Origin of the sequence: Providencia sp. PROV261 (genome assembly GCF_028477945.1) — a bacterium.
GTDB classification, from domain to species: domain Bacteria; phylum Pseudomonadota; class Gammaproteobacteria; order Enterobacterales; family Enterobacteriaceae; genus Providencia; species Providencia stuartii.
In genome coordinates this window covers 64,215-79,668 of record NZ_JAMPMC010000027.1, presented here as the reverse complement: position 1 = coordinate 79,668, position 15,454 = coordinate 64,215, and the positions used below count along the sequence as shown (strand labels likewise).

At 40.7% G+C, this 15,454-nt stretch carries 16 protein-coding genes; 14 read left to right on the top strand and 2 right to left on the bottom strand.

What is annotated here, in order from left to right:
* Positions 1-47: 47 nt before the first annotated feature.
* Entirely contained in the window at positions 48-389 is a 342-nt protein-coding gene (locus PR675_RS15145; RefSeq protein WP_040132644.1) for a type III secretion apparatus needle protein, read from the bottom strand.
* Between the two features lie 11 nt (positions 390-400).
* Positions 401-1,603 carry a PrgH/EprH family type III secretion apparatus protein gene (locus PR675_RS15140; protein WP_060561522.1) on the bottom strand — a complete coding sequence of 401 codons (1,203 nt, stop codon included), beginning with the start codon at positions 1,601-1,603 and terminating at the stop codon, positions 401-403.
* 196 nt (positions 1,604-1,799) lie between these two features.
* Between PR675_RS15140 and PR675_RS15135 the strand changes: the two genes are divergently transcribed.
* The 14 genes from PR675_RS15135 (at position 1,800) to sicA (ending at position 15,447) form a co-directional block, all read left to right on the top strand.
* The gene (locus tag PR675_RS15135; RefSeq protein ID WP_004926225.1) at positions 1,800-2,576 is read left to right on the top strand and encodes a helix-turn-helix domain-containing protein; all 777 of its coding nucleotides are present in this window, start codon (positions 1,800-1,802) and stop codon (positions 2,574-2,576) included.
* Positions 2,566-4,254 carry a type III secretion system outer membrane ring subunit SctC gene (gene sctC, locus PR675_RS15130; protein ID WP_004926229.1) on the top strand — a complete coding sequence of 563 codons (1,689 nt, stop codon included), beginning with the start codon at positions 2,566-2,568 and terminating at the stop codon, positions 4,252-4,254. Before PR675_RS15135 ends, sctC begins: the two co-directional genes overlap by 11 nt.
* Positions 4,245-5,369, top strand: coding sequence for a type III secretion system gatekeeper subunit SctW (sctW, locus tag PR675_RS15125; RefSeq protein WP_036942367.1), 1,125 nt, complete (start codon positions 4,245-4,247; stop codon positions 5,367-5,369). Before sctC ends, sctW begins: the two co-directional genes overlap by 10 nt.
* On the top strand, positions 5,362-7,431 hold the full coding sequence (locus PR675_RS15120) for an EscV/YscV/HrcV family type III secretion system export apparatus protein (RefSeq protein ID WP_004926235.1): 2,070 nt from the start codon (positions 5,362-5,364) through the stop codon (positions 7,429-7,431). Before sctW ends, PR675_RS15120 begins: the two co-directional genes overlap by 8 nt.
* An 11-nt stretch (positions 7,432-7,442) precedes the next feature.
* Complete coding sequence (locus PR675_RS15115; RefSeq protein WP_014657096.1) at positions 7,443-7,850, top strand: type III secretion system protein; 408 nt, start codon at positions 7,443-7,445, stop codon at positions 7,848-7,850.
* Between the two features lie 3 nt (positions 7,851-7,853).
* Complete coding sequence (gene sctN, locus PR675_RS15110) at positions 7,854-9,146, top strand: type III secretion system ATPase SctN (protein ID WP_036942361.1); 1,293 nt, start codon at positions 7,854-7,856, stop codon at positions 9,144-9,146.
* Complete coding sequence (locus PR675_RS15105) at positions 9,146-9,601, top strand: hypothetical protein (RefSeq protein ID WP_004926241.1); 456 nt, start codon at positions 9,146-9,148, stop codon at positions 9,599-9,601. Before sctN ends, PR675_RS15105 begins: the two co-directional genes overlap by 1 nt.
* On the top strand, positions 9,573-11,021 hold the full coding sequence (locus PR675_RS15100; RefSeq protein ID WP_060561523.1) for a SpaN/EivJ family type III secretion system needle length determinant: 1,449 nt from the start codon (positions 9,573-9,575) through the stop codon (positions 11,019-11,021). The genes PR675_RS15105 and PR675_RS15100 overlap by 29 nt, the downstream gene beginning before the upstream one ends.
* A 2-nt stretch (positions 11,022-11,023) precedes the next feature.
* On the top strand, positions 11,024-11,950 hold the full coding sequence (locus tag PR675_RS15095; protein ID WP_014657093.1) for a FliM/FliN family flagellar motor switch protein: 927 nt from the start codon (positions 11,024-11,026) through the stop codon (positions 11,948-11,950).
* A gap of 1 nt (position 11,951) precedes the next feature.
* Entirely contained in the window at positions 11,952-12,617 is a 666-nt protein-coding gene (locus PR675_RS15090; RefSeq protein ID WP_053110275.1) for an EscR/YscR/HrcR family type III secretion system export apparatus protein, read from the top strand.
* Positions 12,618-12,631: 14 nt separating this feature from the next.
* Positions 12,632-12,904, top strand: coding sequence for a type III secretion system export apparatus subunit SctS (gene sctS, locus PR675_RS15085; RefSeq protein ID WP_004926250.1), 273 nt, complete (start codon positions 12,632-12,634; stop codon positions 12,902-12,904).
* Positions 12,901-13,704, top strand: a complete 804-nt coding sequence (gene sctT, locus PR675_RS15080) for a type III secretion system export apparatus subunit SctT (RefSeq protein ID WP_036942348.1) — start codon at positions 12,901-12,903, stop codon at positions 13,702-13,704. Before sctS ends, sctT begins: the two co-directional genes overlap by 4 nt.
* A 12-nt stretch (positions 13,705-13,716) precedes the next feature.
* The gene (locus tag PR675_RS15075; RefSeq protein WP_040132647.1) at positions 13,717-14,820 is read left to right on the top strand and encodes an EscU/YscU/HrcU family type III secretion system export apparatus switch protein; all 1,104 of its coding nucleotides are present in this window, start codon (positions 13,717-13,719) and stop codon (positions 14,818-14,820) included.
* Positions 14,821-14,934: 114 nt separating this feature from the next.
* On the top strand, positions 14,935-15,447 hold the full coding sequence (gene sicA / locus PR675_RS15070) for a type III secretion system translocator chaperone SicA (RefSeq protein ID WP_014657088.1): 513 nt from the start codon (positions 14,935-14,937) through the stop codon (positions 15,445-15,447).
* Positions 15,448-15,454 lie beyond the last annotated feature (7 nt).

Genomic DNA, 15,454 nt, shown 5'->3' with positions numbered 1-15,454 from the left:
GGCTCCTAAAAGGTAGAGCACCCACAAAGCGATGCTCTATTGTGAAATTAAACGTTACGGATAATGGCTTGAGCGGTATCTTTAATGGATTTCATTAAGTTGCTTTGTAACTGTCTTGCCATATTGTAGCTACCACTTAAAGCGGTAATTTTTCCGAGAGTCAGTGGGTTATCGACTTCTAACTTTACCGTCTTACCATCAGGTGTTGTCGTCTTACCATCAAGTATGTCTTTTAATTCATCGGCGAACTCTTTGGCTCGGTTACTGACATTCGCACTACTGCGATACATCATTCCCCAGTTTTTATCACCAGCCACCGGCGTTTCGAATGCGGATGACTCCCAATTACCCGTGTCTTTATTAATACCTGGAATACCTGAATCTGACATATATCACCTCATTAATTAATTGTGTTTGAATTAAACGACCAATGGTTATGGCCTAAAATAATAAAACCCTGATCGTTACGGATAAATGATTTCCCTGTTAGTTGATTCGTTGCCAGAGAAATTGAAAACTGAATATGCTGATTTCCCCATTGATTAATAAATTGATCCGCGAGCCGAACAGTAGACGATATCTGTTTATCATCCAAACTTCCTTGAACAATAAATATGGTCATATTATCTTTATCAACTCGTTTCCACGGAACGTTACTTTCTGTTAATCCTATTTCCGCCTTTTTTATCAGTTCGTCTAAATTGACGGTCAAAATTTCACTGTTTTTATAGCAGCCAAGATAACCTTTCATAATATTATTAATGATTTTTTCATCCTTAGTGGTTGCCTGTTTATTGGCTTTTCTAACAATAGGGTGACAAGGATTACTTAAATCAACCTTTAATAAACTCGGTACGTTTTCGGAAATTTTATTCTCAATTTCACTTTCCAACTGAGCTATTTTTGTTATCTGATACTTTTCAGAATAATGCTCTTTTCTTAGGCGTTGAATACTCCAGTCGACGTCACGCTGATTTCGCACTAAAATTAAGGTTTCACCTTGCTGGTTCAGAGTCACAATGATGGGATAATGGCTGCCTTGTAGAATGTTTTCGACAGTGTTTATCTTTTTTAAAGAATTATTTCCAGAGTAGTATTGAATAACTAGAATTATTGAAAAAATAGTTAAAACAAATAGCCCAAAGAAAATAAAATTTTTCTTGGTTAATTTGGATTCCAGCATAGGTTGACTGTCATTTTCAATACAAATTTCAGGTAATGCAGGCTCACGAGTTGATAGGTTCCATGGTGCATCAATTGGTTTTATTGCAATAGGAAATGTGTCGGCCAATATTAATTCTTGAAAGGGGATAGGAATAGACTTTGATTTTATACCATCATTGATATGAAGATAAAATATTGGTTCATCGGCATCATTGATATGATCATTCGAACCATCCTCTGTTGTGATAGCTAGTTCGTAATGTATTGATTCACTAGGGATATAGTAAGTCATAAGCCCATCATTATCGACCTCTGTGTGGTATTCAACATTCGGGTCAATAACAATCAAATGAGCGTCAGCAGTTAACATTAGCTCATGTCCATTCATGGGGCCGCTAGCAATTTTCATTATACAAGCGCGGCTATTTGTATCTTTCATAAAGTAAATTCCAATGACAAGAAATTGGCGCTAGTAAAACTGATAACTGCATTTCCGTCAGTAGAATTTATCTTAATCATTCTGACCTATTATGTTAGATATCGAGTATGAGTTATTCCGGATTATTCCTTTGTGCCATGATGCATTTTCCGCCATTTTAGCGCTATTGATTCTCTTTAGATAAAGTAGAAACATCATGGTGAATACAAATATTGCGGCATTACTTGAAAATAAAGAAGGCTGCTTCTCTTTACAAGACAGCTTAGTTTTAGCGATACCTAACGCTGAGGAAACAGCGTTAATTTTTCATTCTCCCTATTCGGGTAAAAAAGTAGAGGTAATGGGGCAATCTTTATTTGTATTCCCATCATCAGATATTACTTCTATTAATAAAAAGGGCTGGTTTATTCATTCAATGCTACTTTCTGAGGTCATTGAAGTTCTTGCTGTTATTGATACCGCAATGGGGCAATCATTTCTTGCAGAAAACGAAATAACCTCATCAGATAATAAAGAAGATGAAGTTATTCATCTATCAAGTGATATTTTTTCCGAATATTCAATAAAGAATATTGTTATTGATTTGATTATTCAACGGCAACCTCAGTTTTATTCATGGTGCAATATATTAAGGCGCTATGAAGCATACGGCATTATGCGTTTTTTACTTTCTGCCGCCGAAAAAGATAAAAATGCCAATATTAACCAGCTATGTGCAAGGTATGGCGTGTCGGCTTCTTATTTTAGGCAGCTATATCGAGAAAACTTTAATAAAACAGCAAAAAGAAAAATTATGAGTGTGCGAATGGCGTCAGCCATTTTGAAATTAATTGAAAGCGATAATTCAATACTTGATGTTGGGTTGGAAGCGGGTTATTGCTCCGCATCGCATTTTACTAACGATATTAAAAAAGAGCTAGGGTTAACTCCCTCTGATATTAGGCACCTTGGAGCAAAATTATATGAGCAGTAAAAGAGGCGGAGTGATCTTATTGTCACTCTTTTTACTGAGTGTGGATCATAGTTTAGCGCAAACGACAGTGATCACAGCAGAGCCGGTTAAACAGGAAATGGGTCAGGAGACCTTTGTCGCCAATAATATTGCGGTAGGAAAAGTGTTTGATTCTATCGCTGAGCGACTGAATAAGCCGATTATTCTCAGCAAACTTGCGGCACAAAAACGCATTACAGGTAATTTTAATTTAGCGAATGCCGATGAAATGTTTAAAGCATTAACTCGCCGTATTGCGCTGGTTTGGTATGACGATGGTGCAGCGATTTATGTTTATGATAATAGCGAAATGCGTAGTGCAATTATTCCGATGAATAATGCCAGTAGCCAACAAGTCCTCAATTATATTAAGAAAAATGGGATCTACGACCCGCGTTTTCCTGTCCGTACTCAAGGGGAAAATAGCCTGCTATTTGTTTCTGGGCCACCGTTATATGTTGAATTGATAAAAGCCGCTACGTTGTATCTTGATGAGCAGGTTAAGCAGGAGTCGTTATCTGGGGGGGAGTTGGCAGTGATCCCCGTAAAATATGCTTCTGTGACAGATAGAAACTATGCGTTGCGCGGTAATAACATCACGGTGCCGGGCATGCTGTCAGTTATCAGTGAGCTATTCAAAGATACGCCGACCGGCGCCGTACCGACGCAAAAAATAACTCCCAAAGAGAAGGTTGGAGATGATATTGATGCCTTGATGGATGCACCCATCGGTGAAGCTTCTGAGTCTCTAGCGACATTTAGTCACTCTTCATCATCAAATGTGCCTTTTTCTTTGGTGGCTCACCCTGATAGTAACAGTCTAATTGTTAAAGGTTCCCCTGAACAAATTCGTTATGTTCGCCAACTGGTTAGAACGTTAGATACGCGTCGCCGCCAAGTTGAGCTATCACTGTGGATTATCGATATCACGCGTAGTGAATTGGATAATTTAGGCGTCAATTGGGAAGTTGGCACGATTAATACGGGGAACACGGCATTTTCTTTTAATCGCAGCACGTTATCAAACAGTACGGATTTTCTGTTACGCGTTGATGCCTTAAGCAAAAGCGGTAATGGTCATATTGTTTCTCGTCCTGTTCTGCTAACCCAAGAGAACATTCCTGCCTTATTTGATAACAACACCAGTTTTTATGCCAAGTTACAAGGGGAACGTATTGCCACCTTGGAGCAAGTCACTTACGGCACCATGGTGAGTGTGATGCCGCGTATTTCATCTGGTCATCAAGTTGAGATGGAAGTGAATATTGAAGACGGCGGTGAAAAACAATCAAAAAGTGGTGAGGTTTCGAATGTGGAAGGCCTTCCATCTGTTAATCGTACGACTATCAATACGGTTGCGCGTATTGCGCAAAATAGCAGTTTATTAATTGGGGGATACACCCGAGAACAAGTGGTTGAAAATGAAAGTCATATTCCTTTATTGGGGGATATCCCACTGATCGGCGGCCTCTTTAGTCATACCTCCGTTAATAAGCAAAAAATGGTGCGATTGTTTTTGATCCAACCGCGTTTATTGGACGAAAACGAAGTATGGGATGGGCGTCAGTTCTCGGAAAATCAGCGTATTAAAGAACAAAACGGGCAGTTGCACAGTACCGTTAAATTTTTGAAAACCTATATGGAGCAACCATGGCAATAACGCCTTTGGGCTTTGGTTCCCGCATAGTGAGCAGTTCACACGAAAAGAGTCGATCATCAAAAACCAGTGATGATTCGGACGAAGTATTGCGCGGTCAAGGGGTTATCGATAGTGCTGGGGAATATGCCTCAATGTCGATGTTGGCGGCGAGCCATGTAAAAAAAAGTGGCTCTAAACAAGGAGAAACCGAAGATTGGATGCAATTTGCTGAGCGCATCCTTGATGAGCATGCCGATGAAACCATTTTACATGTTGAAAGTGCGCTTAATCGGCAGTTTATGACTCCTAAAGAGCTAAGAGCATTTTTATTGCGCTTTTTTGCCGACCCTAGCGATTTGTTAATGGCGCTTGCGGCCTTAATCAATCGAGGGAAATTGAAGGCTGAGCAACTCGAACAACTAAAAGAGCTGGAGCAACAACTTAACGCTGAGGATAGCGATAGAAGCACTCAAGCGGGGATAAATATTGCACTGATTGCGAAGGCGTTTGCGCAAAAAATTAAGCAATCCGCAGGGAACTTACGCATGTTATATCGTGAGTTTCTTAGTTATGACGGCCCTGTAGTTTATCTATATGAGCAGTGGGTTGAGGAGATGGAAAGCCAAGAGCGCGAAAATATTATGCGTTATTTAAGCAGAGCGCTGGCGTGTGATCTACAAGCCCTGCCATTGGGCGATATTAATATTAGTGAATTTGGTGATTATTTTCTCCGTGTCGGGCGGTTACGTGAATTGCAGTCACTTGAGCATGTGTTCACCCAACAATTTTTCCAATCGGGGCTTTTTCGGCAGCACAGCCAACTGATTAATTCTGAGTTTGCTAAAAAGCTCAGTCAGCTCTTTACCAGTGGTATTCGTAACCAAGCGCAATTTGAAGAGAATTTGTTGTTATTTATTTCATCACAGTTAGGGGCGATGAGCACGGACTTACGGGCGCGTTTTTTACAATTATTAATTTTGGCATTTGGAACAATACCCACCGCAATTTTTCAATCATTGGAAGCACGAGAAGAGCTGCTCAATCAATTGAAAATATATATGGACTATGTGAAGGCACAAGAGGAAATCATGATGCGCAACGGTTTGCTAAATAAGGAACAGAAACCGCATGAATAAATTTACGGGATTTCTTTTGGCGATCCGCAATCGCCCAGAATTGATGGTCTTAGTTATTATGGTGATGGTCATCGCCATGCTGATTATTCCATTACCAACAATATTGGTCGATTTATTAATTGGCTTGAATATTATGATATCGGTGCTCATTTTTATGAGCTCTTTCTATATTACTCGCATATTAAATTTTCAATCATTCCCTTCTATTTTATTAATAAGCACATTATTTCGTCTCGCATTATCTATTAGCACGAGCCGCTTGATTTTATTGGAGGCTGACGCGGGCGATATTATTGCCACCTTTGGTGAGTTTGTGATCCAAGATAATTTAGTGGTCGGTATGGTGGTGTTTGCCATTGTGACCATAGTGCAATTTATTGTGATCACGAAAGGGTCTGAACGTATTGCTGAAGTGGCAGCACGTTTTTCCCTCGATGCAATGCCGGGTAAGCAAATGAGTATTGATGCCGACTTACGGGCAGGGGTGATTGATGAATCGACGGTGAAAGAGCGGCGCGGCGACTTAGAAAAAGAGAGTCAATTATTTGGTTCTTTTGATGGTGCAATGAAGTTTATTAAAGGGGATGCGATTGCAGGGATTGTCATTATTTTTGTCAATCTGATCGGGGGAATTTCTGTGGGTGTTGCACAGCAGGGCATGGATATGTCATCGGCTCTGAATACATTCTCACTCTTAACCATCGGTGATGGTTTGGTGGCACAGATCCCAGCACTGCTTATCTCTATTAGTGCAGGCTTTATTGTGACTCGCGTTGGAGGCAATGATAAAAACTTAGGTCAAAATATCGTTTCTGAGTTATTTGCGAATAATTTTACGATTCTTATTACTGCCTTCATCGTTTTATTTATGGGGTTCCTGCCGGGTTTCCCTACTGCTATTTTTCTCTTTTTAGCCTCTTTGCTATCAGTACTATTTTTTGTTCGTTTTTGGAAAACGCGTAAAGAGAAGAATAAGCAGATATCACAAACTGAGCAGGTGAGTGTCGATTCGGAAGTCACCGAAGGGGAAACACAAAGGGAAAATAGCCGTTTTGAGCCTGAATATATTCCTGAAACCTTGCCGATTATTATTTCGGTTAATCAGCAATATAAAAAACAGCTCGAAGAAAAAAACTTTTTGTTTCGTATGAAAAAGGATGTGTTTGTTCGTTATGGTTACCGGATACCCGATATTGCCATTAATTATTCACCTATCGTTCCAGATAACAAAATCATCATTTTAATTAATGAAGTTAAAGCAGGTGAATACGATATCTGTTTCGGTGGATTTCGCTTATTAACCATGAGTGATGAATTGGAATATTTAGGCATAACGCTGACCCATTTTACTGATGAGTATGGCGCAATTAGCTCTTGGTGTGGCAAGCAAGATCACGAACATATTGAACAGCTTGGTTTGATGGTGCGCGATGATGTGACCGAAATGATTGATTGCGTTAGTACACTATTGCTGCGTCATATTAATGAGTTTTTTGGGATCCAAGAAACGAAAAACTTACTAGATGATTTAGAAGGCAAATACCCTGAGCTATTAAAAGAGTGCTATCGACACGCGACGGTGCAAAAGGTGACAGAGGTTTTCCAGCGTTTATTAATGGAGAAAATCTCAGTGCGTAATATGAAACTCATTATTGAAACTCTCGTGCAATGGGTGCCAAGAGAGAAAGATAGCTTAATGCTCGTTGAACATGTCAGAACCTCAATGGCGCGCTATATCTCTTCCCGTTTTGCCATTGATGGCCGCTTAAATGTGCTTATGGTGAATTCTGTTTTTGAAGACACCATTCGCCAAGGCATTCGTCAATCTTCTGGGGGAGTCTATTTGCATTTAGAACCAGAAAAGACCAATGAATTAATTCAAGCTGCCGAGCTAGCCCTCGAAAATAGCCATTTATCTATTCGAGATATTAATGTGCTGGTGCCGGTCGATATACGTCGTTTTGTGAAAAAAATCCTTGAAGGACGCTTTCCTGAATTAGAGGTGCTCTCATTTAATGAGGTATCTGAAATGGTGAAAGTGAATATTATTAAGACAATATAAGGAAATTTCTTATGAAATACCGCTTTGTAGAAGCATTAAATACATTTTTAAATTCAATGGGCCGTAGTGATCTAATTAATCCACAACTCGACTGTCATTCAAATATTCAATTAGAAATGAATGACTCGCCAGCGATTAATATCGATCTTTCTGGTGATGATTTAATTATTTGGTGTCACCTTGCTGAATATAGTCCCGCAAAATTTGATTCAATGGCGCATATGCTACTGAGCATGATCGTGGAATATTCACCTCGCAATTTTCAATTGGGGCAACCGGCATTGAATCTTATTGATAATAGCTTGGTGCTTTCGGCTGTGATGAAAGAGTCAGCCTTAAACGATACTCAACAGTTTGCTGACAGCTTTGAAGAGTTCTTTGAGCGTAGTAATCAATTCCAAACAGTATTAGCTAATTAAATCATGAAGCTTTTTGATTCTTGCGCGCACCCTGCGCGCATTCATGGCTGTTTAATGGAAGCCCCTTTGCAGGGAGTTTTTATTGGTGAGATCTGTGTTGTTGAACGCTCGATAACGTCAAAAGAGCGCATAGCAAAAGCACAAGTCGTGGGGTTTAAAGAGGGCTTAACTGTGCTCAGCTTAATTGGTCGAGCACAAGGGTTAACGCGTGATGTGGTGATCCGCCCAACGGGCCTACCTTTCGTGTTTGAAATGCATGAGCAGCTTGCCGGTAAAATTTTTGATGCGGCGGGTGAGCAGGTTGGTGTGCTCGGTCATACAGCCGAAACAGCGTTCTGCCCTGACTCAAGACTAATGCGTATTGATAGTCCACCCGCGAGCGTGACATCTCGGCGTCCGATTGATGAACCACTTATCACCGGTATCCGTGCGATAGATGGCTTATTAACCTGTGGTCTTGGGCAGCGTATTGGTATTTTCGCTGCGGCAGGAAGCGGCAAAACTTCATTAATGAATATGATTATTAACCACGCGAAGGCGGATATCCATGTTGTTGCTTTAATCGGTGAGCGTGGCCGAGAGGTCATTGAATTTATTGAGGAGTTACAAGCCTCTCCTCATGCAGCCCAAACGGTGCTTATTTATGCCACTTCCGATAGCCCACCGATAGAGCGGTGTAATGCGGCGTTGCTTGCTACGACAATCGCGGAATATTTCCGTGACCGTAATCGACATGTCTTGTTATTTGTCGATTCAATGACACGTTACGCCAGAGCATTACGTGATGTTGCTTTGGCGGCGGGGGAACTTCCAGCAAGACGAGGCTACCCAGCGTCGGTGTTTGAGCAACTGCCTATGTTGCTTGAGCGCCCAGGTCGTATGCAGCAAGGCTCAATTACCGCCTTTTATACCGTATTGCTAGAAAGTGAAGAAGAGTCAGACCCTATTGGTGATGAAATTCGCTCGATTCTTGATGGGCATATTTATCTTAGCCATAAGTTGGCGGGAAAGGGGCATTACCCAGCGATTGATATTTTGCACAGCATTAGTCGTGTATTCCAAAAAGTCACGACGGATACACATCGCCAAGCCGCAACAAAAGTGCGTGATCGTCTATCTAGGCTAGAACAAATTCAGCTGTATTTGGAGCTTGGCGAATACCAACGTGGGGAAAGTGAAGACAACGACAATGCTTTGGATAAAAAAGAAGATATTGAACAGTTCTTGCAACAAAAGATGGATGAAGCTGAGCATTTCGAAACTGTATTAAACCGCCTCGACTATTTGGCTTCCTGATGATTAAAAGTCTTCTTACGTTAACGGAAAGACGCCTTGATCGCGCTAAACAGGAACAATGGCAAGTGCAGTCAGCAATCCGTGCGCTACAACAACAATTAACGGATATTCAATCGCGTATTGCGATATTGACGACACAAATCGCGTTATATGAGCAATCCGCCGAACTGAGCAAAATGGCTTTTTGGGAGAGCCAAAGGCTGAAAGCCGCTTTGCTCGCGGAAATTGCTCATCTTCAATACCAAACGGAGTCAATTAATACGGAAATGACTCGGTATGAGCAATCACGAAAAAATATTGTTGTGCGTATGTTTGCGTTACGTAACAAGTGCGAGAAATTCCAAAATTATCTCAAGCAGCAACACCGTGCTCGGCGTTTAAAATCGGAACGTCAGCAACAAAATGAAATTGAGGAGTTGTCCGCCTATGGCAACAGTAAAACTGGCGTTGAATGAACCGAGTACTAGGGTAGCGGAAAACCATGCTGCCTTCCCATTAGCAAAAGGTAAACAACCCGATAGCAAGTCGCTAATTAAACAGCGTATGGCGGAGGTCGCTTCGAAGAAAGCACAAACGTCGCCACCACAAAAACGACGCAAGAAAGAAATGGAAGACAGCTTAGCGCTATTATTGGCGCAGTTACCTGTGCACCTACGCCATACTGAAACGGCGGAAAAAATGATGGCATTTTGCCAATTGGGTATCAATGCAACGGCGGGTGTGAAAGCTGCCCAATCACACCGTGAATTACCCGTGATAGAAGCATCGCTGTCACATAGGGCGCTACCGATGACAGAAATATCGTCGGACAGTAAGGGTGATTCGACCGATAAAGCGCTTATTGATGCGCCATTAGTTCCTAATCATGTTGCGATTGGGCAAGGTGTTATCGGGAAAACTCACTGGCAACAAGAGAGCAATCGGTTATCAAATACTGCTGAAACGGTCTCTGTAGAAACCAATGCAAATTTATCTATCTCTGCAAATACAAATAAAAATGTGGTGAGACATCAAGCGTCAATAACAGCTTTAGCGCCTCAGCCAAAAAAATGGCAAGGAGCAGAGCACAATAAGCACGCATTGCCGCCATCAACGCAGATTAAACATCGTGAAGTAGAGCAAAATGATTTGCATATTCACCATGAAACCCATCATGAAATGCCAATACCGCTAGGCGTAAAAACAACGTCAGTTACTCGAGAGGCGATGTCTGTATCCCCCCTCTCTTTCCAAGCGCCAGCGCTATCTCTGCCTACGCATGAAAGCCGGATTTTGCCTCAATCCGAAATAACCGCACGACCAATGTCACCGTCACCATCTTTGGCTTCTATTTCAGTGGCAGATCAGGGGCAGTACAGTACGCCCTCCTCATTGCCGCTTGTTCAGCCAGCGCAATCACAAAAAATAGATGAAGGCGATACAGTGCCTAAGATTAGCCAGCCATATCCGCAATTGGAAATCGATGACTCCCCTGATTGGGTGATACCACCATTAGCCACTACGACTTGCAATGAAAAGGGGCAAATAGCTCCGATGGTGCAATCTCGTCAACCCACAAATAAAGCAAATTCCACCCTAGATATGGGCACAGAAGCGATGGCGGCAGCGACAGAGAATAAAGTGACACAAATTGAAGGAAGCCGCCTCACTTATACCTTTAATCAATGGCAGAACAGCCCTTCGGTGACATTTGAGTTAGCCACTAGAGGCAGTGAACTATTGGCTACCACCACTAGCCCGGAAGTTCATCGTGCGTTACATGAAAATCAGCACCTTTTACGCAGCGATCATCCGTTATCAATTCGTGATGAAGAATCGCGTCATGAGCGACAGCGCCAACAAAGGCAACAACAGTCTGAGCAAGAAGATCATTAATCATGTTGAATATTCGTCGTATTAGCCAGCGAGCACTCCAAGTACGCGCTTGGCAGCAATGTTACCAACCTGATTTGGAAACCGTCTCCCCCAGACAGGGGGAGCGCTATTTCCAACTGACGTTAATCAGTCACACGGAAAAAGTACATGCACTGGTCAATGTGGAACGTTGGTGTCACCACCATTGGCCCGCTTTCACGCATTATGCTTGGAATAGCATTGATGAGGATAACTTAATCAGTCTATTTACGACTGAAAATCGTGGAATGCGCTTTTTCTCCGAGCATTTCCGTTGTGGTTCACTCGAAATTATTGATGATAGCCCTGCAAAGCCTTGGTTATGTGTGCAAGAGCCGGCTTTGGGCCAGGTGTTGTTACCTTCACCAATAGAAGGGTTAGCAAAACAATCAAAACAACAATTTGCGTTGCATAAGCTTAAGTTACAAGCGGATTGGGTATTGGGCTATAGCTATATTAGCGCAAAACTTCTGCAATCTATCCAGTTGCATGATGTGTTTTGTATTCAGCAATTACTGCTGAATATGTCAATCGCAGGGCGCCCTTTTGCCCGTTTTCAAAAACAACAAGAAGGTCAATTTATGATTGAAGAGACGATCGCCCCTATTGCCGATGAGAGTGCGTTATTACAAGAAGAAACCTTTTCAGATGAGGTTGTGAAACCATTCGATGTGAATGCGATGACAATCAAATTAACGTTTGTACTTGGTCAGACTGAAATTACGCTGAATGAGTTAGCCGATATTCAGCCGGGAGCCGTATATTCGATTGGTGAAAATAAAGAGCGTGAAGTCAAAGTGTATGCCAATAAGCAGCTCATTGCTGAGGGAGAGCTGATTTATATCGGTGAGAGTGACGAGTTAGGCTTAGAAATTACTCGCCTTGCTCATCTGGGTGATAAAAGGCCATAACATGTCCATTGTATCCAACGAAATACCCATGTTGGCACTGGTTTCACTGGCCACATTACTGCCGTTTATTATTGCGGCAGGCACCTGTTATTTAAAAATATCGATCGTATTAATCATGGTACGTAATGCCATGGGGGTTCAACAGGTTCCCTCAACCATGGCTTTAAATGGCATCGCGATGTTGTTATCCCTTTTTGTCATGATGCCAGTGGTGCAAGACATTAGCCATTATATGCGTGAAGAGAAGGTGGATTTTGGCAATGTGGAATCGGTCGATAATTTTGTTGATGGCGGCTTAGGGCGCTATAAGGCCTATTTACAAAAATATTCTGATCCTGAACTGGTGCAATTTTTCGAATCAGTACAACAGCAGCGAAATGAAAAGCCAATGGACGCCGAAGCGCATTCAGCCACACTATTTTCACTATTACCTGCCTATGCACTGAGTGAAGTTAAGTCAGCATTCGAAATTGGTTTTTATATCTATTTACCCTTTGTTGTGATTGATCTGGTGATATCTAGCATTCTGTTAGCTCTCGGTATGATGATGATGAGCCCAGTCACTATTTCGGTGCCAGTTAAATTGATCCTGTTTGTCGCTATTGATGGATGGTCACTGATTTCGAAAGGGTTAGTGATGCAATATCTTGAATTGGCACAGCAATAACAAGGATACGATGAATGGATGAGATTATTTATAGCAGCAATAAAGCAATGTTATTGATTGTTATGTTATCCGCTATCCCTGTTATTGTGGCGACAGTGGTTGGGTTGCTGGTGGGGTTAATCCAAACGGTTACGCAATTACAGGAGCAGACGCTTCCTTTTGGGATTAAATTGCTGGCGGTGTTTGGCTCGTTATTTATGATTTCAGGCTGGCTGGCAGATAAAGTGATGAATTATGCGTTAGAAGTGTTAACGACAGCCATTCCAGCAATAGGGCTTTTGGGATGAATCAAGAGATACTGTCTTTTTATTCGTCCATGTATTTTACCTTTCAGGAAGGGTTAATCACATTAGCTATCGCTTGGGTACGTATTGCTCCAACACTCTTCTTTTTACCTTTTTTGAGTAACAAGTTACTCAGTAGCGGTATGATTAAAAACTGTGTGACTGTCTATATTGTATTAGGACTCTGGCCACTGCTATCGACTCATAATCTTCAAGAAGAGCGTGTTGGTTTTATGGAAATAGTGCTGTATGAATTAGCGGTAGGGTTAATCACGGCACTTATTTTAGCTTTACCGTTTATGATAGCGAATATTATCGGTGAGCTGATTGATACTCAGCGTGGTGAAACAATTAGCAGTATTGTGGATCCTGCCAGTGGCAGTGAAGCGTCAGAACTTGCGGTCTTTATTAGTTATATCGTGTGTATGGTCTTTTTATCGCAAGGTGGCATGCTATTATTAGTTAAAACATTTGCACAAAGTTATCAGCTATTACCGTTTGCGGCAGGTTTTTCCCAATTTAATAGTTTGCCATTAGGGGAATGGATGAACCAAATGGTGGTAAAAGCGATTATATTGGCGGCACCTATTCTCATTACCCTATTTATTAGTGAAGCTGCATTGGGGTTATATTCACGTTTTTGCCCACAGTTAAATGCGTTTTCTTTATCTTTAACCATTAAGTCAATTATCGCATTTGCTGTTTTTTTGCTCTATTTTCAGAATGAAGTGCCTGATATCTTGGTTAATATGATTTCAACCTCTCCATTACATGACATCTTTATATTATCGGACCCAGCATAGAGCACATATAAAATGGCAGAGAAAACCGAAAAACCTACCGAGAAAAAAATTAAAGATTCTGCTAAAAAAGGGCAAAGCTTTAAAAGTAAAGACAGTGTTGCGGCATTAGTGTTAGTCGTTAGCGTTTATGTAATCACAGGAACAACCAGTTTATTTGAAATAGCTGGATTGATGAAACGTATTTTGTTATCACCTTATAATATTAATATCAATATATTATTAAGGGAGTTTATTGGTGCTTTTCTAAAAATAGTTATTCCTGTACTACTCGCCTGTTTTATTTCAGGAGCGATACTTTCTTTATTACAAAGTCGTTTCCGCTTAGCAACAGAAGCCATTAAAATTGATTTTTCAAAGCTCAATCCAATTTCAGGGATTAAGAAAATATTTTCACTGAATTCTCTTAAGGAATTAATTAAAGCATTTCTTTATCTGATCGTATTTTCTATCTCGGCCATGGTATTTTTTATTCTTTGGCGGCATGACATTTTCTTGCTGTATCGTAGCACGATAAATGGAGTGATTTATCAATGGGTGGGGCTGTGCGCTACCTTTGTTGTCGTTTTTTTAGCCGTTGCGTTATTTATCATCTTAGTGGATGTGGTCACAGAATTCTTCTTGTTTATTAAGGGATTAAAAATGGAAAAACAGGAAGTGAAAAAAGAGTATAAAGATAATGAAGGGGATCCTCACTTAAAAAGCGCTCGTAAAGGGCTGCATCAGGAAATATTGTCGGAAGAGGTGAAATCCAATGTGCGTAACTCGACTTTTGTGATGGCAAACCCGACGCATATTGCAATGTTAATTTATTATAATAATGATATTGCGCCATTACCTTTTTTATTATTTAAAAGCCATGGATTACAGGCAAAAATGATTGTTCGATATGCCGAGCAACAAGGCGTTCCTGTTGTCCGTGATATTCCATTAGCTAGAAAAATATGGCGCTATTATCGGAAAGATAGTTTTATTGATGAGCATGGTTTGCAGGATGTAATGCGGATCATCAATTGGTTAATTCGCATTGAATTAGAAAAGATGGGAATAGATCTCGATGAAGAATCAATGAAACTAATAAATGAGAGAAAAATCATTCAGGAAGATAAAGACAGTTAAATTAACCATTTGTCGATAATATCGTTTTTTATAAGAAAATTCAGTTTTGAATAGTTATGATGCAATTATTAATGATATTGCGTCATATATCCTACATTTTTATAAGGTGAATATATGAGTAACAAAGAAAAACAGTCTATAGATATGGATGAATTGCTTAATGATGTTACGTCGGCATTAATGTCTGGGGCAACTTATAAAGATATTCATGGTATTTCACAAGAGATGATGGATGGCATCTATGCCTACGCTTATGAGTTTTATCAACAAGGAAAATTAAAAGAAGCAGAAACCTTTTTTCGCTTTTTGAGTATTTATGATTTTTATAATACCGACTATGTGATGGGGCTTGCCGCTGTTTACCAATTAACTAAACGTTATGAAAAGGCCGCTGAACTTTATGCATTAGCTTTTGTATTGGCTAAGGATGACTATCGTCCTTTATTTCATGCTGGCCAATGTAATTTGATGCTTAAAAAAAGCAGTGCAGCACTGCACTGTTTCGAAAATGTTTGTAATAGCAGTACCGATAGTGAGTTAAAAGCCAAATCTCAGGCTTACCTTAATGCATTGAAAAAGAATCTTGAAAAGACTGATTCAGTGCAGAAAGACTCTTCAATAAAGTAGAGGAAAC